The sequence below is a fragment of the Flavobacterium sp. GNP010 genome (genome assembly GCF_056428945.1).
This window is the reverse complement of sequence record NZ_JBWJVK010000019.1, coordinates 43,613-64,595: the sequence shown is the minus strand read 5'-3', so window position 1 is coordinate 64,595 and position 20,983 is coordinate 43,613. Positions and strand designations below refer to the sequence as shown.

Genomic DNA, 20,983 nt, shown 5'->3' with positions numbered 1-20,983 from the left:
CGGGGCGTTTTAAAAAATATTTTGAGAAAAATTATTCTTTTATCAAAGAAATTTCAACTCTTCTGTTCTCTGCTTTTCCTTTTGCAGTCTTGTTAGATGCAATTGGTTTAGTTTCACCAAAACCTGTATGTTTTAATCTATCTTCAGCGATTCCGTTTTCAATTAAATAATTTACAACAGCGTGAGCTCTATTTTCAGATAAAGTTTGGTTTAGTTCATTACTACCATCACTATCACAGTGACCTTCAATTTGGAATTTTGAGTTTGGATACTCTTTCAAGATTGCAGTGATAGATTGTAACACTGTGTAAGTACCTTGTTGGAAAGTAGATTTACCAGAATCAAACAAGATTACTTTACCGTAGTTGTTTAATGTTTTCATTACTTCTTCTGAAACTTCTGGACAACCTTGGTTTGCTACAGTACCTCTTACTTGTGGACATTTATCATCTTTGTCTAATACTCCGTCTCCGTCAGTATCTGGCCAAGGACAACCTGCATTTTCTCTTGGACCTGCAACAGTTGGACATTTGTCATTTTTATCAGCTACGCCATCTCCATCAGTATCAGGACAACCTTTTAATGAAACTGGACCAGCCTCATTAGGACACTCATCATCTTTATCTGCTATACCATCTCCATCAGTATCAGGACATCCATTCAATGCTGCTAAACCAGCAACATCTGGGCAAGAATCTGCACTATCTTGTATTCCATCTCCATCAGTATCAGGACATCCGTTGAATTCTTTTAAACCAGCAACGTCTGGACAAGCATCATCTTTATCGAATATTCCGTCACCATCTGTATCTTTACCTCCAAATTTGAAGATTAAACCAGCTGAATGTTGAAAATGTGATGGAGCATCTGGAGTTCCGTTTGCTTCTTCTCTTTCACCAAAAGATTTTTTGTATCTAGTTGCTAACTCTAAACCTACATTATCAGTAAACCAGAATGTCAAACCTGCACCTGGATTTAATGTTCCGTAGCTACTATCGCCAAAGAAAGTATAACCTCCACCAACAGATAAAGACGGATCAATAACTTTAGATTTAATTAAGTTCATGAAGCTATATTTAATAGTAGCATCAACACCATAATACATTAAATCACCAGGGTTAGAAACTAAATAACCACGTGAATCACTACCAGGAGTTCCCGGAGAAAATCTCACATATTTATCAATTTTGTTTACCGAACCAGCAAGTCCAAAAGAGAAGTTATCTCCTATGTACTTTGACACACTTAAATAAGAAACAGATGGAAGAATATTCCAGTTGTCTTTTACTGCAAATGGTTGTGAAAAATGACGGTCTGCCCAATTTTTTCCACCACCAGCACTAGTTCTAGTGTCAACGGCATTAACTCCAAAGGATATAGCCCATGGATTGTTACTGTCTTGTGCATGTGAACTTAATCCCATGACCATCATTACAGCAACTAAAAGTTTGTTAAGATGTTTCATACTTAAAATTTTTAATTACAATTTAGTTAATTAAGAGCAAAAGTAACGCGTAAATTTTTAACTACAAAACTAAAAGTTAAAAAAAACTTGTAAAAACTGCCCAAAGTGTAAATTATACAACTTCGTTTTAAAATTATATAATATTTAACATTTTGCCTACCTCAATAAAAGCACTGATAGCCTTGTCTAAGTGTTGTTTTGTATGTGCTGCAGACAGTTGTACTCTAATTCTTGCTTTATCTTTAGGGACCACAGGAAAGAAGAAACCGATTACATATATGCCTTTTTTTAGTAATTCATCAGCCATATTTTGAGACAATTTTGCATCATACAGCATTACAGGAACAATTGCCGAATCGCCATCAATAATATCAAAACCTGCTTTTTTCATACCGTCTCTGAAATAATTAGTATTCCATTCTAATTGATCTCTTAAAGTGGTATCTTTTTCTAATAATTCAAATACTTTTATAGAGGCACCTACGATTGCAGGAGCCAGCGAATTCGAAAATAAATAGGGTCTTGAACGCTGTCTCAAGATCTCGATAATTTCTTTTTTTGCCGTGGTATAACCTCCCATAGCTCCGCCTAATGCTTTCCCTAATGTTCCCGTTATAATATCTACACGTCCCATCACACCTTTTGCTTCTGGAGTTCCCTTGCCTGTTGCACCAATAAAACCAGCTGCATGACATTCATCAACCATTACCAATGCATCGTATTTATCGGCTAAATCACAAATTTTATCTAATGGCGCAACAAGTCCATCCATAGAGAAAACTCCGTCAGTAACAATTAGTTTAAAACGACTTCCGGCAGCTGTTGCTTTGATCAATTGTTGCTCCAAATCTTCCATGTTACTGTTTTCATAGCGGTAACGGGCTGCTTTGCATAAACGTACTCCATCTATTATAGACGCATGATTCAAACTATCCGAAATGATACAATCTTGTTCTCCTAACAAAGGTTCAAAAACACCACCATTAGCATCAAAGGCAGCTGCGTACAAAATAGTATCTTCTAATCCATAAAACTCAGCTATCTTTTTTTCTAACGTTTTGTGAATATCCTGAGTACCACATATAAAACGAACTGACGACATTCCGAAACCATGAGTATCCAAAGCATCTTTAGCTGCTTGCACCACTTCTGGATGCGAGGATAACCCTAAATAATTATTAGCACAAAAATTCAATACCGTTTCTCCTGTTGAAATTGTGATTTCAGCTCCTTGTGGCGAGGTTATAATTCTTTCTTTTTTAAAAATTCCGTTCTCTTCAATAGTTTGCAATTCTGCTTGAAGGTGTTCTTTAATATTTCCGTACATTTTTATGTTTTTTAAAGTTCAATATTGCGAATTATCCATTTTTATGATTACAAATTTACTACTTCGATTTCTTTTCCGATATAAATAAGTGCTTTTTTTATCACTTTATAACCCATCAGCTCAATTGCTTTTTGATAATTTTCTAATTGTTGCTGGTATTTTGCGTTGTGTATTCCTGTTTTATAATCTAGCAGGAAAACCTCGTTATTTTTTACGACGACTATACGGTCCGGTTTGATTGCATTTCCTTCTTTTTGAATAATAGTTTGTTCATTCATCACCGTATTTCCCTCTGTAAAACAAATTTCTAATTCACTGTGATTCACAATTTCGTGAATCGTTTTAAGAACGATTTCTTTTTGACCAAAAGTGATCAATCCGTTTTCAATAGACTTTGTAATTGCCAAATCAACATCGTTTTTTGTTTTCACAAAAGATAAAATTTCATGAATTACATTACCATATTCAATAGCTTCTTGCTGATGTGTTCCCCACATTAAAGCTTCTCGTTGTGCAATTTTTATATTCTTTGGATTTAGAATTTCGGCGACAACAGGAATTATTTTTGAAGTATCGACATGTTGTATTACTGAAGATAGTTTCGTTGCATTTCCAAATTCGTATTCTAATTTATCTTCAGAAAAATCGCCTTTGTTACCCAAATAATTAATGAAAAAACTACACATATTATTCTTCGGAAATTCCCCTTTACTGGATAAATTCATATTCGAAATAACATACAATTGCTCCTCTGCTCTTGTTAATGCCACATACAATACATTGATATTGTCCAACAATTCTTCTTGTTTTTTTTGACTGAAAACAGCAGCAGCTTCTTCTCCAAAACCTTCGACAGCAGTACTATTGTCAATTAATACCTTTGGCAAACCAAAATCCTCCTCTTCCGCATTGAGCCATAACTTATCTTTTGGCTTTCTCTTGTAATCTTCTTCGGCAAAAGGAAAAATGACGACTGGAAATTCCAATCCTTTCGATTTATGAATCGTCATAATCCGAACTGCATCGGTGCCTTCCGGAGATGGAATACTGAATTTCTCCGCATTTTTATCCCAGAAATTCAAGAAATCCGATATTCCTGCCTGATTGCGAATGTCGCGCTCGAGAACGATATCTAGGAAGTATTGGACGTAAGCATTCCCCTCCCCAGCCCTCCCCGAAGGGGAAGGAGCCGAAACTAGAGCAATAACATCTAGGAAATTTTCCTGGCTGATTAGCTCCTTTTTGATTTCATCTAAAACTTCGTAAATATTCTTGATTACCTGCTCATTGGTAAATCGAATGACTTTATATCCTAATTTATTTAAAGTAATTGTTCTATAATTATCCAGCTGAATTTGTTCTGCCGTAAAATGGTATTCACCATCCACTTCAACAACTAATTTTTTTGACAAGCAAACAAAATCAACAATAAAATTATCTATCAAATGCTGTTGCCTAAATTTATGATCCTCTAGTGCTTTCGATTTAAGCTCCATCCAAAGAAATTTCTCAGCAGATGTTGGTTCTTTTCTCTTCTCTTTTGCTTTCTCTATTAAAAGATGAGAATAATTACCGCCTGTCATGTATCCTAATTTATCCACACTACTGACTATTCCGTCACCCTTTCCTTTGGAGAGGGATGGGGAGAGGAATTTACTTATTATAGTTTCAACCGCTTCATATAATGATTTTTTTCGGATGTTTTGAAACGAAAGCGAAACATCAAAACTCATCAACCAATTTTCGAAATCAGTTTCCTGAAACAACGCCATGCCGTGAGCAATAAAATCATGAATTGGTAATTTATCCTGACTGTTTTGTGCTAAATATTGAAGAAATTTTGCTTTAGATTCCAAGTCAGAACTGTTTTTTAAATATTTCAATAAATGAATAATCAGCCTTACTTCGGTCGCATTTTGAATCATCAAGGTTTCTGAGGATAAAATTGGAATTCCTTGCTCTGTCAAATAGTTAGCAATCGCAATTCCCTGGCTTCTTTTTCTAGTCAGGACGACAATGTCTTTGTATTGAAACCCTTGTTTTAACGATTTTTGAATCGTGTTTAAAGTCGCTAAAACATATAAATCTGTTTTATCCAAACCTTCCTCATCGTATGAGCCCTCACTAGTTTCATCTGCTTTTTCAACTTTTGGTATAAATGAAATATTTACGTAGCCGCCTGTTTTGTTATTTATTTTTTGATGGCTGTGATTTTCATACAAATCTTTGTAATCCAAATGCTCAAATTCATTCGATAACAATTTGAAAAACTCATTGTTGAATTCGATTATCTGCGAATAAGAGCGGTAATTTTTATCTAAATGTTCGAGTCTTTTATCGGGATTACTGAACGGGTTTTTATCTTTACTCAATTCGATGAATTGTTCCGCTTTTCCGCCACGCCAGCGATAAATAGATTGTTTTGGATCACCCACAATCATCAAAGTTCCTTTTACTCCATAATCATCCTGGCCAGAAAGTGCGTTATCAATCAGCGGAATTAGGTTTTGCCATTGCATTTCGGAAGTATCCTGAAATTCATCAATAAAAAAATGACGGTAGCGCTCGCCTAATCGTTCATATATAAAGGGAGCAGGTTGATTTTGAATCTCGCGATGGATAATGGCATTAAATTCAGAAATGGAAAGTACATTTTGTTCTTCCTGAATTTTTGCTAATTCATTACTGACTGTATTCAATAATGATAGTGGCGTAATATTTTTGAGGAATGCTTTATAAAAATTTATCTTCTCGAAAGTCGAATACACTTTTGATAGAATTTGTAAAAATTCAGGAATTAGATTTTCGATAATCGCGCGGTCTTTTGCCGTTTTATTGATTGCAATATCGTCAAACTCATGAAACATTTTATTCTTAGGATTAAATTTCCCTTGTTGAATGCTATTAATATGATTTGGAAAAGTGCCTCTGGAAAAAGATTTTACATCAATTCCATTTTTATCTATTAAGGTCAACGCTTCTTCTGCAAAAACAATGGTTTCTTTTTCTAAGTCTTTGCAGGCAGCTGTAAGTTTCTCTTTAATTTCGATAAATTCCTCGATCGTTTTACCGTGAAAATGTGTGATTTCATTCCGGTTATTTTCATTTAAAACCAAACGACCCGTTTCGAGAATTTCTCGAGAAATATCCCAAGATTTGTCATCGTCGGTTTTTTCCATCGTGAAATCGATGAGTAATTTTGTTAATGTTTCATCTTCTCCGGCTTGGGCGATGATGGCATCAACAGCTTCTATCAATAAGTTTTCAGTATCTAAAGTAACTTCAAAAGTCATGGGTAAATTCAAATCATGGGCAAAAGCACGAATCACTTTATGCGTAAACTTATCGATGGTCGAAATATCGAAAGCGGCGTAATTATGAATTATGTGCTTGATGATTTGCTTTGATTTTGTTTTAATTTGAATGATAGACAATTCCGTATCAATGGATAAATCCTGCATTAGATCCTGTGCTTTTGCACTTGGTTCGTCTTTGGCAAATTCAGAAAGACTGCCCACAATTCTGCTTTTCATTTCATGCACCGCTTTATTAGTAAACGTAATGGCAAGAATGTGGCGATAGGCATCATTTTTTGGTGCAACAAGAATAATTTTCAAGTATTCTTTGACAAGCGCATACGTTTTTCCGGATCCCGCTGAGGCATCGTATATGGAGAAAGAGGGTTTCCCTTCCCTTCCCGAAACTTCGGGACTTCCCGAAGGAAAGGGAGCAGAAATTGGATTTATTTTAGGTTCCAAATTGATATTTTTAAATATTTAATTTTACTTTTCATTTTATAGAAATAGCGCACTACTGCACGGGATTTCCTAGCCCTGATGGAAACGGCATCCTTTTTATAAGGTGATTTTTCATCACCTTATAAAAAGATACAGTGAACAGCAGGAAATAGCTCCTAAAAACATGGTTAATAATTAGGTTGCGTTTAAATTTGTGCTGAAACTACGGGATAAAACTTAAAAGTAGTATTTTTGCAGCATGGAAACAAATAGACAGAAAAAAATAGGTGGGGTTATCCAAAAAGATTTGGTTGATATTCTGCAAGGTGAAGTGAGAAAAAACGGAGTTAGTAATTTGATAATTTCGGTATCCAAGGTTACGGTAACTACAGATTTATCTGTGGCTACGGTTCATTTAAGTGTTTTTCCTCAAGACAAAGCCAAAGAAATTTTAGAGGCGGTGAAATCGAATTCTAAAAATATAAAACACGATTTATCGCAACGCGTGCGCTTGCAATTGCGTAAAGTTCCTAATTTAGTTTTCTTTATTGACGACTCGCTAGACTACATCGAAAAGATTGACAATGCACTAGCCAATAGAGATAATCCTATTGACAACAGAGACCTTCTAGACAAACGCAGATTTCAATAAAATTTGAATTTCCCTTTATACATAGCCAAACGCTATATTCGGAGCAACAGTAAAAACAACGCAATCAATATCATCAATCGTATTGCCAGTATGGGAATTATTGTAGGTGCTATGGCTTTGTTTGTGGTATTATCTGTGTTTAGTGGTCTGAAAGTTTTTAGCCTTTCCTTTACCAATGAGATAGATCCTGATCTCAAAATCAGTAGCACCTTAGGGAAATCTTTTTTGATTTCGCCAAAACAAGAAATCGAAATAAAGGACATTGCAGGCATTGCCTCCTATACCAAAATTATTGAAGAGCGTGTTTTATTCACTTTTGATGACAAACAAGAAGTTACGTACTTGAAAGGCGTAGATGCAAATTATAGCAAAGTCAATGCTATTGAATCAAAACTTTATAACGGACAGTGGCTGCAACCCAATACCTATCAAGTAGTTGTAGGTTATGGCATTGCTCAAAAATTCTCCTTGGGATTGCTTGATTTTAACAGGCAATTGGAAGTTCTGGCGCCAAAACCGGGAAAAGGGGCAATTGAAAATCCAGAAGAAGCGTTTAATAAAACCGATCTTATTCCGGTGGGTATTTATGCTATTAGTGAAGACTTAGATTCTAAATATGTTTTTGCTGATTTAGGTTTAGCGCAGGAATTGTTAGAATACAAAACCAATCAAGTTTCTGGAATTGAAATCAAAGTAAAGCCTGGTGCAGATGAAAGTGTAATTACAGGGCAACTCCAAACAATTTTCAACAATAAAATTACGGTAAAAAACAGGACACAACTCAATGAATCGCTCTATAAAATGTTGAACACAGAGAATATTGCGGTGTACTTAATATTTACACTGGTCATTATTGTGGCACTTTTCAATTTGATTGGAGCACTGATCATGATGATTTTAGACAAAAAGGGAAACCTAAAAACCCTTTTTAACTTGGGAACTGAAATCAAGGATTTACGAAAAATATTCTTGCTTCAAGGTACTTTATTGAGTGTTTTTGGCGGAATTATTGGCTTAGTTTTAGGAATCATAATCGTGTTGCTGCAAGAGTATTTTCAGTTGGTTATGATTACTCCTTCACTGGCTTATCCCGTGATTTTCTCTCTCGAAAATGTACTGATTGTTATGGGAACGATTGTCACTCTTGGCTTTATTGCTTCCTTAATTGCAAGTAGTCGCGTGAGCAAGAAGTTGTTGGAATAGTAGTTATATTATTTTAGACAACTTGTTTGGAATATTTTCTTTAGTATGCCAAAAAGCCAGAATAAACACTTCGCTATTTTCCCAGATATAATACAAGCCGTACGGAAATTTATCCAACCAAAATATTCTGACTTCAAAATAACGGCACTGGTAACTTTCAGGATTTTTAGCAATTGCATTAAAGCCAAATCGTATTTCTTTTTCGATTTTTTTAGCTAAAACTTTATTTATTAAAGCATAATACGCAATTGTATTTTCAATTTCGATAGCAGCAATAGTCTTTAAAATGAGTTTGTTATAACTCATATTTAGATTTCAAAGAATCTAAAAATTCAAGTGCAACTACTCCAGATATAGGATTCTCATGATGTTCCAATACTCTTTTGTCTAATTCTTTTTTTTGATTTTCTGACAAAGAAACGGGTTCGATTTCGTGCAATACAAAATTCTTCACTTTCTGAATGATAGAAGCGTCATTGATATTTTGAAGTAAATCAATTAAAAAAGATTTTTCGGTTTGAACACTCATAATCAAAATTATTTCTAACAAATATAATAAAACTTAGCGAAATTAATTGACTTTACATTTTAAGTAAAAATCTAAACCACCTCGTATCCTGCGTAAGATTCTTCGATTTCATTCAAAGCGGCGAACAACTCTTCGGGACGATCTAGTGTTACTAATTTTTGCTTGTGGGTTTTAAACGAATGAATTCCTTTGAAATAATTAGTGTAATGCGGACGCGTTTCTACAATTCCCAAACGTTCGCCTTTCCAGTCCATTGCCCAAGTGAGGTGATTGCGTACAGCTTCTACTCTATCAATAACGGTAGGTTTTGCTAAGTGTTCTCCTGTTTTGAAGTAATGCTTGATTTCGTCAAAAATCCAAGGATAACCAATGGCAGCACGACCAATCATAATTCCGTCAATGCCGTATTCATTTTTATATTGTAATGCTTTCTCCGGAGAATCGATATCTCCGTTACCAAAAATTGGCATCGTAATTCTAGGATTGTTTTTCACGCGGGCAATGTGGGACCAATCTGAGTGGCCTTTGTACATTTGGGCACGCGTTCTAGCGTGAATGCTCAAAGCGGCCACACCAATGTCTTGCAAACGCTCTGCTACCTCATCAATATTTATAGAATTGTCGTCCCAACCCAAACGCGTTTTCACGGTTACTGGTAAATGGGTACCAGCAATAACGGCTTTCGTTAACCGAATCATTAAGTCAACATCCTTTAAAACACCAGCACCGGCTCCTTTGCAAACTACTTTTTTGACAGGGCATCCAAAATTGATATCAATAATATCTGGATTTACGGTAGAAACAATTTTAGAAGACAAAGCCATTGCCTCTTCGTCACCGCCGAAAATTTGAATTCCAACAGGTCGTTCGTAATCGAAAATATCTAATTTCATTCGGCTCTTGATTGCGTCACGAATTAATCCTTCTGAAGAGATAAACTCTGAATACATCATATCAGCACCATGCATTTTGCACAATCTACGAAACGGCGGATCGCTCACATCTTCCATTGGAGCAAGAAGTAAGGGAAAATCCGGTAAAACAATATGGTCGCCTATTTTAATCAAGGTGTTTTTATTTTTTTGCAAAGATAAAAAAATTAGATCGATAATCTTGGAACTATCAAGAGATTAAGACACAAGAAGTACTAATTTCAAAATTTTGACATTGGTTTACAAAAAATAATTATTTTTATAAAAACTTCGCAATGCTTTATCAATTTGGCTTTTACAGTTCCGTTTTACTTATTTCGTTTACGCAAGGAATTGTTTACAGCGCTTTATTACTTGCAAAAGCTATTAAAACTGACAATAAATCTAATTATTGGTTGAGTTTTTTCATTTTTCTTTGTAGCCTGTATTGTGCACCTTGGATGCTTGGTTTTGCGGGTTGGTATGACAATCAACCCTATCGAGATATTTTATTTTACACTCCTTTTCAGCACCTTTTATGGATAGGTCCTATCATCTTTTTTTATACCCAAAGTTTACTGAATCCCTCTTTCAAATTTTCGAAAAAAGAAGCACTTCATTTAACGCCGGGATTGCTATATCTACTATACATTATTGCTATTTGGATTTATGACCAATTCATTTTTGGTGATTACTATTTCTATAAAAATGGAATGGACAAAGACTTTGAGCAATGGTATCAAAAACTAGGTCTACTCTCCATGATTGTGTATTTTATTTTAAGTATCCGATATTACAATGTATACAAAAAACTCATGTTTCAAGTAGTGAGTTATGCCGATTCTGTTTTGTTTAAATGGATCCAAACGTATTTGATTGCTTTTTTAGTGATGTTACTTTTACCACTAGTTTTTGATGGCATAGGATACTTTTTTCCCGAAATAAAATCCTATCAAGGCAGTTGGTGGTTTTATCTTTTCTTTTCGATAGTGATGTATTATATTGCCATTACTGGATATTCTAATCCTACAAATGCTACGATACCGTTTAAGATGTCTTTTTTTGACAAAAGTCCCATTCTTTTATTAGACCATAACAGTACAAATGATCTGGAGACCAGTATTGACATTCAATATGAGACTTTAGAAAAAGCTGTTTCACCCGAAACGGAACTTTGGAAATCTAAAATAGAAACCTTAATTCAAGAAGAAAAACTCTATCAAAATCCCGAATTAACGCTTACAGATTTGGCGAAAAAATTAGAAACCAACGTCTCCGTTATTTCTAAAACAATCAACCAAGGGTTTCAAATGAATTTTAATGATTACATCAATAACTTCAGAATTGAGGCGGTTAAAATCAGTTTATCAAATGGCGAACACAAGAAATCTACCTTATTAGGAATTGCTTATGATTGCGGCTTTAATTCGAAAGCTACTTTTAACAGAGCTTTTAAGAAAAACACTGGCAAAACTCCGAAAGAATACACCAATGAATAAGGTTTCCGCCAATAAAAAAGCAACTAATTATTCAGCATCAAACCGCTCTATGGTGTTTTTTATAAACTGTTTTTCGTAGTGGCGGTTGCGTCTATTCTTTTTTTCTGTTGCTCTTTTTGCAAGGCGCTTATCAGAAACTATTTCATTCAATCGGTTTAAATCATCAAGGTGACTGATGTCTTTTGGGGAATTCCGTTTCATAATTCAATAGCGTTAAAAATTTCAAGAGTTTATTACTTGGTTTTGTTTTCCAAAACTGCATTTACTCCTGAATATAAAACTACGAACTCTATAAAAATGATTCCCTACAACAAGCGTTAAATTTAAACAAACTACCAAAAGAACTTTCGACAGATAGACTGTAATTGTGAACTATTAACTGACATTAAAAATCAGGAATAACTACAAAATTTTTTTTGAAAAAGAATCGTTAAAAACAACAATATCAACGTTTACAGCACTTTACAGCAGACCAAAACTAGTCTCAAATCATAATTTGAAGCGATTGGTGCTGATTTATAGCGCAAATTTGCGCTGTTATTAATCACTAAAAAACTAATTATGAAAACAATCCTCGTATTATTCGCAACTGTTTTATTTGTTACTTCTTGTAGTGTTTTTGATTCGCTTACTTCAAATACAACTATTAAACCAAACGAAAGTTTTGTATTAGGAAATAATGAACACGGAAGCTTCAGAGTAAAACTTAAAAACGTTTCAAATCACGATTTAAATATTATTATGGCTCCTCTTGCTGGAGGAACACATTCGCCGATTATCGTTAGACCAAATGAAACTGTAATCGTAAAAGCAGAAAAAAATACCGCATTACGAATTGAGAACAAATCCAGTGAAAGTGCATCAGTCGATCTGTATGTAACTGGGGATACTGGCTTATCAATGGGATATAAAAATTAACCCTGTAAATGGCAATAGCAATTTCAATTTCAAAAAAATATAACATTATGAAACTACTCACCAAATTCACCAAACCTATTTTGTTGCCTCATTGGTCACAAGATTTATTCCTTACCATACCTAGAATTGTTTGTGGGTACTTGCTGGCTTTTAACTTTGGAGCCGATAAATTTGGAATGCCTTGGTCACCGGTTGATGCTAATTTAGGATTGTTTGAAGTCGCTTTTTGGTTTCCCGGTGATGTGGCAAATTATGGTGGAATTTTTGCCATTGCTCCAGCTTTTTTTGCTTGGATGGGTGCTTTTGCAGAAGCTATAGGCGGATTGCTTTTAGTGTGTGGATTTCAAACACGAATTGCCTCTTTCTTAGTAATTTGTACCATGCTAGTGGCCATCTTTATGCAACAAATACAAAACGGATTATGGAATTGTCTCGCAGCCATGGGATTTTTATGGGTTGCGATGTTCTTTCTCATCTTAGGTTCAGGACGTTTTGGAATTGATTATTTACTCACTCGAAAAAATTAAATTATGAAAACTGCAACCGTCTTCTTGACCTTATTACTTTTTATTACACTAACGAGCTGTGTTCAAAAAACCTATAAAAGAACAGTTGTTATTAGACTGAATACAAGCAATATCAGCGTAATTAAAAAAGTAGGAATAAAAGGGAAAGACAAACCTTTTTCTTGGGATTATCCTACTGAAATGAAAACTATAAAAAAGGATAGCTTGTATGAGCTAACAACAAACTTTGAAACTGGCTACACCTTTACCGAGATTAAATTTATGGTGAATGACAGCCTAGAATTTGAAAATCAAAAAAATCGCAGGGTTGATTTCTCTCAGGGAGATACCACTTTTTACAACGCGACATTCAATAAAAAATAACTTTTAGTCGTTTTCTTTTAAGGAACAGTCCAAAAACTATTTTCTAAAACTCCGTTTTCATAATAAAAATTAGCCTTTCGGTTGCCGTAAAAGTCGAGATACAAAAATTCTAGTTCATAAACCGTGCAAGCTACAACTGAAAAGTTCTTCTCAAAAGGATTGCTTTCTTCGTCCAAGGGTTTTATGCTTGCGAAGCGCTCTTCATGACCCAATGTTGGTTGGTCTGATTTTGTATTTGGCGGTTCCAGTGTCATATAACCTAATCGGGCTTGCGCACTGGTTGCCTTCCAACGATCATTTGCGACAGCGTTGTTGGTATGAAGTGTAGCAAATGCTTTTACTACAATTTGCACTTTTTGCCGCGCATCATAAAACAACAGCGAGATGCGATTGTCTTGTTCTAAATCAGAGAATTTTCTAGAACGATTGTCCGTGTGAAAATAAATCGTTTTGTTACTCTCATCTACTTTTCTGTTTACTACAATTCGTAGTGCGGCAGTGTTTTTTTCGTCGATGGTTCCCACACACATGGTTCTAAAACCATTTTTTTTCTTGACGGATCCGTTAACTAACTTTTTCCAGGCCAAGGATTCAATGCCTTGCAAATTATAATTGGTGTCGTTTATGGTGATGTAATCTTCATTTAGTTGGTTCATGGAAATCAATTTTTTCGATTTGGGAGTGGACTATTGATGGACTCAAAAATAACAAAATAGGATCAGAAATAATTCAAAAATTAGTGCAATTTGCACACGTTCTATCACACAGAAACAGAACTTCTATCAACTTGTTATGAAATACTACAAACTACTACTGAATCCTTTACAAAAAATAAATTGCTGATCCTTAACATTAGCTTTTGTTCAATCCCCAATCAAAACTTTTACCTTATATTTGCAAATTAATCAACTGTTTTTTGGGGATTTGCGTGAGGGATAGCAGCGGCATCCTTTTGTGAAGTGGTAACGAAACAAAAGATAGAGCGTATAGCCCGACGGCTTTTTTTGCCGGCACGCCCAAAGAACGATTGCGCTTGATAAGACATAATTGAAATTGATATTTAGATAGAATGAAACACATACGGAATTTTTGCATTATTGCACATATTGATCACGGGAAAAGTACGCTTGCCGACCGCTTACTTGGGGCGACTCAAACGGTTACGGCTCGTGAAGAAAAGGCGCAATTGCTGGATAATATGGACTTAGAACGTGAACGCGGTATTACGATTAAGAGTCACGCGATCCAGATGGAATATACTTATAAAGGACAAGAATACATCTTGAACTTGATTGATACTCCAGGTCACGTCGATTTTTCGTACGAAGTTTCTCGATCTATTGCGGCTTGCGAAGGGGCACTTTTGATTGTGGATGCTGCGCAAAGTATACAGGCACAAACAATTTCGAATTTGTATCTGGCGCTAGAAAACGACTTGGAAATTATTCCGGTTTTGAACAAAGTAGATTTGCCAAGTGCCAATCCTGAGGAAGTGAGTGATGATATTGTAGATTTACTGGGATGTAAATTAGACGAAATTATTCACGCATCAGGTAAAACAGGTTTTGGTGTCGAAAATATTCTAGCTGCGATTATTGAAAGAATTCCGCCTCCGAAAGGAAATATTGATGAACCTTTACAAGCTTTGATTTTTGACTCGCACTACAATCCGTTTCGTGGAATCGAAGTTATTTTCCGAGTTAAAAACGGACAGATAAAAAAAGGGCAAAAAATTAAATTCATGGCCACTGGAAATGAATATTTTGCCGATGAAATAGGTACTTTGAAATTGAATCAAGTTCCGAAACAAGTAATTTCTGCAGGAGATGTTGGTTATTTGATATCCGGAATTAAAGAAGCCAAAGAAGTAAAAGTAGGAGATACATTGACGGATGCAAAACATCCTACTACTAATATTATTACTGGTTTTGAAGATGTAAAACCAATGGTTTTTGCTGGAATCTATCCAGTAGACACTGAAGATTACGAAGAGTTGAGAAACTCGATGGAGAAACTACAGTTGAACGATGCTTCGTTGGTGTTTTTACCGGAAAGTTCGGCGGCATTAGGATTTGGTTTCCGTTGTGGATTTTTAGGAATGTTACACATGGAAATTATCCAAGAGCGTTTAGAGCGTGAATTTAATATGACCGTTATTACAACTGTTCCTAACGTTTCGTACCACGCTTTTACCAAGAAAGACCCAACTACAATATTGATTGTAAATAATCCATCAGACTTGCCAGAACCGTCTCGTTTGGACCACGTAGAAGAACCTTTTATCAAGGCAACAATCATCACCAAATCTGATTACGTAGGGAATGTAATGAGTTTGTGTATTGAAAAACGCGGACTGATTACGAACCAGACGTATTTAACTACTGAGCGTGTGGAATTGACTTTTGACATGCCACTAGCAGAGATTGTATTTGATTTTTACGATCGTTTGAAAACGGTTTCTAAAGGTTATGCATCGTTTGATTATACGCCAATAGGAATGCGAACTTCCTCTTTAGTGAAAGTAGACATTTTATTGAATGCTACTATTGTGGATGCTTTGTCGTCCTTGATGCATACTGATAACGCCTATTCCATAGGTAAAAAAATGTGTGAGAAATTGAGGGAATTGATTCCGAGACAGCAATTTGATATTCCGGTTCAAGCTGCAATTGGTGTAAAAGTAATTTCTCGTGAAACGATAAAAGCGCTTCGTAAAGATGTTACTGCTAAGTGTTATGGTGGTGATATTTCTCGTAAACGTAAACTTTTAGAAAAACAGAAAAAAGGTAAAAAGAGAATGCGTTTAGTAGGAAATGTTGAGATTCCGCAAGAAGCTTTTATGGCGGTATTGAAATTGAACGATTAAATCCCCCTAACCTCCTAAGGGGGAATTAAAAAACATAGAGAAAACCTGACGATGTAAAAATTGTCAGGTTTTTTTGTTTTATTTATTCTTCAACCATTCAAACAATCGCTTAGCATCTTCGAGTTTAAACAATTGTGTTCCTTCATTCATCGTAGCTGCTGATCCACAAGCAACTCCCCAACGGATAACTTCTTTCAGACTTTTGTTTTGAGATAAAGCCCAAACCATGCCGCCCACCATACTATCGCCAGCACCAACAGTACTTTTTTTAGCAACATTGGGAGCTGGAACAAACTCATACGAATCTTTGGTTACCAGAACAGCACCTTGCGGTCCGAGGGAAACGACTACAATTTCGGCACCGCCTTTAGCGATGATTTGTTTTGCGGCTTCGTTTACTTCTTCCAGTTCCAATCGCTCCACTCCAGTTAGTTTTGCTAGTTCTCCAACATTCGGTTTAATCATGTAAACACCCACTTCTAATACTTTTTTTAATGCTTCACCAGAAGTATCAACGATGAGTTTAGAATTAGACTTTTTAGCGATTTCAGCTATTTTTTTATAAAAATCAGTTGGCAAACCTTCATTTAAACTTCCGCTGGCTACTAAAAACTTGGGAGTCAGCTTTGCGATCGTTTCAAGTATGTTGCTTTCCTCTTGCTCCGAGATTACACCACCCGCAAAACCAAAACGGTATTGAGAATTGGTATTGTCATCCACGGCCACAAAACTTTCTCTAGTCCATGTTTGAACTTGTATAGCTGTATATGCGATCGCTTCTTTATGTATTAATTGTTCGAGCATCGCACCTATTGGTCCGCCAGATGTGAATATTGCTTGCGAAGTTCCTCCTAAACGGGAAATCGCTTTGGAGACATTGATTCCGCCGCCTCCAGCATCAAAACGCGGTTCTTCACATCTTATTTTTTGCTCAGCAACAAGACCTTTAAAATGGGTGCTTTTATCAAGAGCAGGATTTACTGTCAGTGTAACGATATCAAATGCTTTCATATTGTGTACTTTATTGTGTCTAAAGATCGAACAAAAATCCAAAAAAAGGGTTCAAATCTGGGCAAATATTTCTTTGTATATTTGCACGCTCAAAACTTTGTAAATTAATCGTAACGAATAAAGTAAATTCTTTATTCCCCTCAGCTACCATGATAGAAGATAAAAACCCACAACGCACCAGCATAGCACAACTAGGCGAATTTGGATTGATAGACCATTTAACCAAAAACTTCAAAATCAACCAACCTTCCACTTTGAAAGGAATTGGAGATGATGCAGCTGTTTTAGATTTTAAAGATAAAAAAGTGGTTGTTTCTACTGATTTACTTATCGAAGGGGTTCATTTTGATTTGGCGTACATGCCTTTAAAACATTTGGGTTATAAAGCAGTCGTAGTTAATATCTCCGATATTTGTGCGATGAATGCAAAACCAACACAAATCACAGTTTCTATTGCAGTTTCTAATCGCTTTCCACTAGAAGCATTAGATGAATTATTCGCTGGAATAACGCATGCCGCACTAGAATATAATGTAGATGTTATTGGTGGTGACACGACCTCATCTCAAAAAGGATTAATTATAAGTATAACTGCTATTGGTGAAGCGAATGAAGATGAAATCGTTTATAGAAACGGTGCCAAGCAAACTGATTTATTAGTAGTTACAGGAGATATAGGCGCTGCATACATGGGACTACAAGTTTTAGAAAGAGAAAAACAAGTTTTTCAGGTAAATCCCAATTCACAACCTGATTTAGATGCTTATACGTATCTTATAGAACGTCAATTAAAGCCCGAAGCTAGAAAAGATGTACGCACTTTGTTGCATGCTTTAGAAATAAAACCAACTGCAATGATTGATATTTCAGACGGATTATCATCAGAAATTATGCATTTGTGCAAGCAATCTAAAGTGGGTTGTAATTTATATGAAGACAAATTACCAATAGATCCTCAGTTTATAAATGTGTGCGAAGAATTTAATATTGACAGTACTACAGTAGCCATAAACGGTGGAGAAGATTATGAATTGCTTTTTACCATTGCCATGGAAGATTTTGAAAAGATAAAAGGCAATCCTAATTTTACGATTATTGGTCACATGACACAAGAAAGCGAAGGGATTCATTTAGTGACTCGTGCGAATACAAAAATTGCTTTAAAAGCGCGTGGGTGGGATGCATTGACGCAATAAAACGTATTGAAAGTAAACAAAAACGACACTCTTGTAGTGTCGTTTTTGTTTTTGGTTGAGCTTGAAAATATTAAAAAAGTAATCCTTTGCTTTTGGCAGCTAGAACTAAGTCGCTGTCGCTACCCGATTCTACCTTTAATAATCGTTTTAAATTTGATTTTCTGTTATCGATTGCTCCTAAAGAAATTGGGATATATTGCGGGAAATCCCGTGGCTTCGTTCCTTTAGACAAATGAAACAAAATTTGTTTGTCAAATACATCAACTTCTATACTTCCTTCTTCAGATTGCGCAAGCATTTTTAAAACCGAATCGCTGTAATACTGTTCATTGTTTATAATTTTATTAAAAGCATAAATTAGCTCATCAAAGGTTAAGTCGTTCTTGATAACCAATCCACTTGGATTTATAGTACTGATAATGGTTTTTATCTTTAAAAATTCGGTAAACATGGTTAGCAAAATAATTTTGCAATTAGGCATAAATTCTAATATCAATTTAGCTAAATCTTCCCCAGAATACATGTTTTTTTCTTCATAAGCTGGCATACTAATATCTAGAAAAGCAATATCAAAATGAGCAATTTCTGAGTTTGTAATACTGTTATACCCTGATTCACAGTCTTTTGCTTGAATTATAAAAAACTCAAATTGGTCAGGGAGGTATCTCGTGATCGCGTTTTTATATCCTTCTATAATAAAAGGATGATCATCAACGATTAATATATTTTTCTTTATTTTCTCATTGTCAACTGAATCAATCATATTCCCTTTTAAATTATTTGTTTTAGACTATCGGTAGTGTAATAGTTATGATTGTTCCTTCGTCTTTTATTGATTCTATTGTAACTACTCCACTGCACTCATTTGTTCTGTAGAGAATGTTTTGTAGTCCAATTCCTTTTTTGGTGTTTTTCACATTAAATCCAACTCCATCGTCACTTATTTTCAAGATAAGATGATTATCTAACTGATTCAAATCAACATTAACAGTAGTAGCACTTGCATATTTGTTGGTGTTTTGGAGTGATTCTTGTAGCATTCGGAATACGTTTATTTTTACAGCGTTCGATACTAGTTCCCATTTTATATTCGAATCAATGTTTGAAATAAATTTTGCTGTATAGGTCTTTTTCTGCTCTTCGAATAACTGATCCACTATTGCCACGAAGTTATTAATTAATTCTGATTTCTCTCTATTTAGATCATGGGAAATTTCACGAATATCTTGCTCAATGTTTTTCAATTCTGATAAGTAGTTTGTTCGCTGATGAACCGCATTTTCATCTGGAAATTTGTTTAATCCGTCCAGATTCATCCTTACTCCAAACATTCTCCCTAAAATGCCATCATGCAATTCTCGAGCTACTCTTTTCTTTTCTTCAATTCTGCCCGTTTCGATAGTATTTTGTTGCGCTAGCATTAAATTATAAATTTCTTCATTGGCATATTGCTGTTGCTGTTTAAAAATGAGCTCTCTATTTTTTGCTTTTTGAGTTAGAATAATAAAAGAAAGAAAGCCCAAAAGCCCAAAAGCACTAAAAGCATACACTATATTCCGGTTCTGAACAACTAAGTCCTTGTTTTCGCTTTTTATTTCATCTGTTTCATACTCAATACGGGTGAATTTCTCACCTATTTTTCGCTCCGCTTTTTGCAAGCTATCATTGATTTGAATGTATTCCTTGGAATAAGCAGCAGCGTTTTGTGGTTGTACAAGAGATAGTTGCTTTAATGAATTTAGAACAGCACTATAGTTCTTAGATTTTTTCGATAACTCAAAAGCTTGTCCAGCAAACAACATAGCTTTTACAGTATCCTTCTCAAACATAAAATATTCTGATATGTTTATTTTACTTTCTATAATACCTGAGGTGAATTGCAAACTATCCCTAATTCGTAGTGCTCTAAAATACAAATCTTGCGTTCCTTCTTTTTCATTGAGTTTAAATTTAGAATAGGCTAGATTATTTATCAGCGTCGCATATAGGTTGGGATTATTTTTAAGTACGCTTTTCTCTGTTAATCCTTTTTCAAAATACGTGATTGCTTCTTTGAAGTTTTTCTTACTTTTAAATACAAGCCCAATATTGTTATAAGATGTTGCTTTTGGTTGCGAAAAAGAAGCCGTTAGTTTATCATCAATGCTTGTTAAGGCCTTATTGTGGTATACCATCGCATTATTATAATCTTCTAAATCACTGTAGATTAATCCTAGAAGATTGTAAGCATCATATAGTAAATCGTTATAATCAGTATTTTTTATAATTTTTAAAACTTTAGAAACCTCTTTTTCAGAACCGTACAAATCATTTTGCTTGAACTTTAAAATGGCTTTCCTTAAAATCGTTTGCGCTAAATTATAAGGATCATTTAACGCAAGATATATTTTTTGTGCTTTGTTATAATACAAAAAAGAACTATCGGGTATCGCTTGAGAATCGTAGTAATCACCTAAATAGGAATTCCCTTTGGCCATACTGAAAACATCTTGTTTTATTTCAGCTTTTTCAAGAACCAATCGTACGGTTTTTTTATATTTCTGCCAGTTTTCTAAATTATAATAACGATTAGCAATTTTGAAAAGATTTACACGATATATCGAATCGTTTTCTTGCGTAATAATAATTTCAAATGCTTTTTCTATGTATTTTTCTCGCTCACGAGAAGACAAATCAAAATTATTGGCGGAAGTAAAATAAGCCTCTAAACTATCTTGAGACCTTGAAATAGTTTTAGTTACTGTTTTTTTCTCAGTACAGCTGTACATCAAAAAAACAA

General features: G+C 34.9%; 19 protein-coding genes. 8 read left to right on the top strand and 11 right to left on the bottom strand.

All coding sequences use genetic code 11. The annotated features are described in order from the left end of the window. Positions 1–31: 31 nt before the first annotated feature. The 3 genes from AC061C_RS09825 to AC061C_RS09815 all read right to left on the bottom strand — a co-directional run bounded on the left by AC061C_RS09825 (position 32) and on the right by AC061C_RS09815 (position 6,529). Entirely contained in the window at positions 32–1,465 is a 1,434-nt protein-coding gene (locus AC061C_RS09825; RefSeq protein ID WP_478291022.1) for an OmpA family protein, read from the bottom strand. A 133-nt stretch (positions 1,466–1,598) separates the two neighbouring features. Beyond that, entirely contained in the window at positions 1,599–2,792 is a 1,194-nt protein-coding gene (gene kbl, locus AC061C_RS09820) for a glycine C-acetyltransferase (protein WP_309755683.1), read from the bottom strand. A 47-nt stretch (positions 2,793–2,839) separates the two neighbouring features. Beyond that, on the bottom strand, positions 2,840–6,529 hold the full coding sequence (locus tag AC061C_RS09815) for a UvrD-helicase domain-containing protein (protein ID WP_478291030.1): 3,690 nt from the start codon (positions 6,527–6,529) through the stop codon (positions 2,840–2,842). Between the two features lie 259 nt (positions 6,530–6,788). On the opposite strand from AC061C_RS09815, the gene rbfA reads away from it, so the two are divergent. Then, positions 6,789–7,181, top strand: a complete 393-nt coding sequence (gene rbfA, locus AC061C_RS09810; protein ID WP_417947056.1) for a 30S ribosome-binding factor RbfA — start codon at positions 6,789–6,791, stop codon at positions 7,179–7,181. A 3-nt stretch (positions 7,182–7,184) separates the two neighbouring features. Further along, complete coding sequence (locus AC061C_RS09805; protein ID WP_478291021.1) at positions 7,185–8,384, top strand: ABC transporter permease; 1,200 nt, start codon at positions 7,185–7,187, stop codon at positions 8,382–8,384. Between the two features lie 3 nt (positions 8,385–8,387). Here AC061C_RS09805 and AC061C_RS09800 read toward each other — a convergent pair whose 3' ends face one another. From AC061C_RS09800 to dusB, 3 genes are all read right to left on the bottom strand, one after another. Beyond that, entirely contained in the window at positions 8,388–8,690 is a 303-nt protein-coding gene (locus AC061C_RS09800) for a type II toxin-antitoxin system RelE/ParE family toxin (protein ID WP_309756006.1), read from the bottom strand. Further along, positions 8,680–8,913, bottom strand: a complete 234-nt coding sequence (locus AC061C_RS09795; RefSeq protein ID WP_478291020.1) for a hypothetical protein — start codon at positions 8,911–8,913, stop codon at positions 8,680–8,682. Before AC061C_RS09795 ends, AC061C_RS09800 begins: the two co-directional genes overlap by 11 nt. A gap of 71 nt (positions 8,914–8,984) precedes the next feature. Continuing rightward, entirely contained in the window at positions 8,985–9,980 is a 996-nt protein-coding gene (gene dusB / locus AC061C_RS09790; RefSeq protein WP_478291029.1) for a tRNA dihydrouridine synthase DusB, read from the bottom strand. 140 nt (positions 9,981–10,120) lie between these two features. Between dusB and AC061C_RS09785 the strand changes: the two genes are divergently transcribed. Then, complete coding sequence (locus tag AC061C_RS09785; protein WP_478291019.1) at positions 10,121–11,323, top strand: helix-turn-helix domain-containing protein; 1,203 nt, start codon at positions 10,121–10,123, stop codon at positions 11,321–11,323. A gap of 27 nt (positions 11,324–11,350) precedes the next feature. Here the strand turns inward: AC061C_RS09785 and AC061C_RS09780 are convergent, their stop codons facing one another. After that, positions 11,351–11,524: a hypothetical protein gene (locus tag AC061C_RS09780; protein WP_417948108.1), complete on the bottom strand. Its 174-nt coding sequence runs from the start codon at positions 11,522–11,524 to the stop codon at positions 11,351–11,353. Positions 11,525–11,884: 360 nt separating this feature from the next. Between AC061C_RS09780 and AC061C_RS09775 the strand changes: the two genes are divergently transcribed. From AC061C_RS09775 to AC061C_RS09765, 3 genes are read left to right on the top strand one after another with little or no spacing between them, the layout of a single operon-like run. Further along, the gene (locus AC061C_RS09775) at positions 11,885–12,241 is read left to right on the top strand and encodes a putative periplasmic lipoprotein (RefSeq protein ID WP_478291018.1); all 357 of its coding nucleotides are present in this window, start codon (positions 11,885–11,887) and stop codon (positions 12,239–12,241) included. Between the two features lie 47 nt (positions 12,242–12,288). Further along, positions 12,289–12,768, top strand: a complete 480-nt coding sequence (locus AC061C_RS09770) for a DoxX family protein (RefSeq protein WP_478291017.1) — start codon at positions 12,289–12,291, stop codon at positions 12,766–12,768. Positions 12,769–12,771: 3 nt separating this feature from the next. Then, positions 12,772–13,131 (top strand): hypothetical protein, encoded by a 360-nt coding sequence (locus AC061C_RS09765; protein WP_478291016.1) that lies wholly within the window; start codon positions 12,772–12,774, stop codon positions 13,129–13,131. Positions 13,132–13,148: 17 nt separating this feature from the next. Here the strand turns inward: AC061C_RS09765 and AC061C_RS09760 are convergent, their stop codons facing one another. Further along, complete coding sequence (locus tag AC061C_RS09760; RefSeq protein ID WP_478291015.1) at positions 13,149–13,787, bottom strand: pyridoxamine 5'-phosphate oxidase family protein; 639 nt, start codon at positions 13,785–13,787, stop codon at positions 13,149–13,151. 413 nt (positions 13,788–14,200) lie between these two features. Between AC061C_RS09760 and lepA the strand changes: the two genes are divergently transcribed. Continuing rightward, positions 14,201–15,997 (top strand): translation elongation factor 4, encoded by a 1,797-nt coding sequence (gene lepA / locus AC061C_RS09755; RefSeq protein WP_417975769.1) that lies wholly within the window; start codon positions 14,201–14,203, stop codon positions 15,995–15,997. Between the two features lie 78 nt (positions 15,998–16,075). On the opposite strand, the gene AC061C_RS09750 is transcribed toward lepA, so the two are convergent. Then, complete coding sequence (locus tag AC061C_RS09750) at positions 16,076–17,008, bottom strand: 1-phosphofructokinase family hexose kinase (protein WP_478291014.1); 933 nt, start codon at positions 17,006–17,008, stop codon at positions 16,076–16,078. 149 nt (positions 17,009–17,157) lie between these two features. On the opposite strand from AC061C_RS09750, the gene thiL reads away from it, so the two are divergent. Beyond that, on the top strand, positions 17,158–18,204 hold the full coding sequence (thiL, locus tag AC061C_RS09745; RefSeq protein ID WP_417975774.1) for a thiamine-phosphate kinase: 1,047 nt from the start codon (positions 17,158–17,160) through the stop codon (positions 18,202–18,204). Between the two features lie 70 nt (positions 18,205–18,274). Here thiL and AC061C_RS09740 read toward each other — a convergent pair whose 3' ends face one another. Together AC061C_RS09740 and AC061C_RS09735 are read right to left on the bottom strand one after the other, a co-directional pair. Next, positions 18,275–18,967, bottom strand: coding sequence for a response regulator (locus AC061C_RS09740; protein WP_478291013.1), 693 nt, complete (start codon positions 18,965–18,967; stop codon positions 18,275–18,277). A gap of 22 nt (positions 18,968–18,989) precedes the next feature. Continuing rightward, positions 18,990–20,972, bottom strand: coding sequence for an ATP-binding protein (locus tag AC061C_RS09735; protein ID WP_478291012.1), 1,983 nt, complete (start codon positions 20,970–20,972; stop codon positions 18,990–18,992). Between the last annotated feature and the right edge of the window lie 11 nt (positions 20,973–20,983).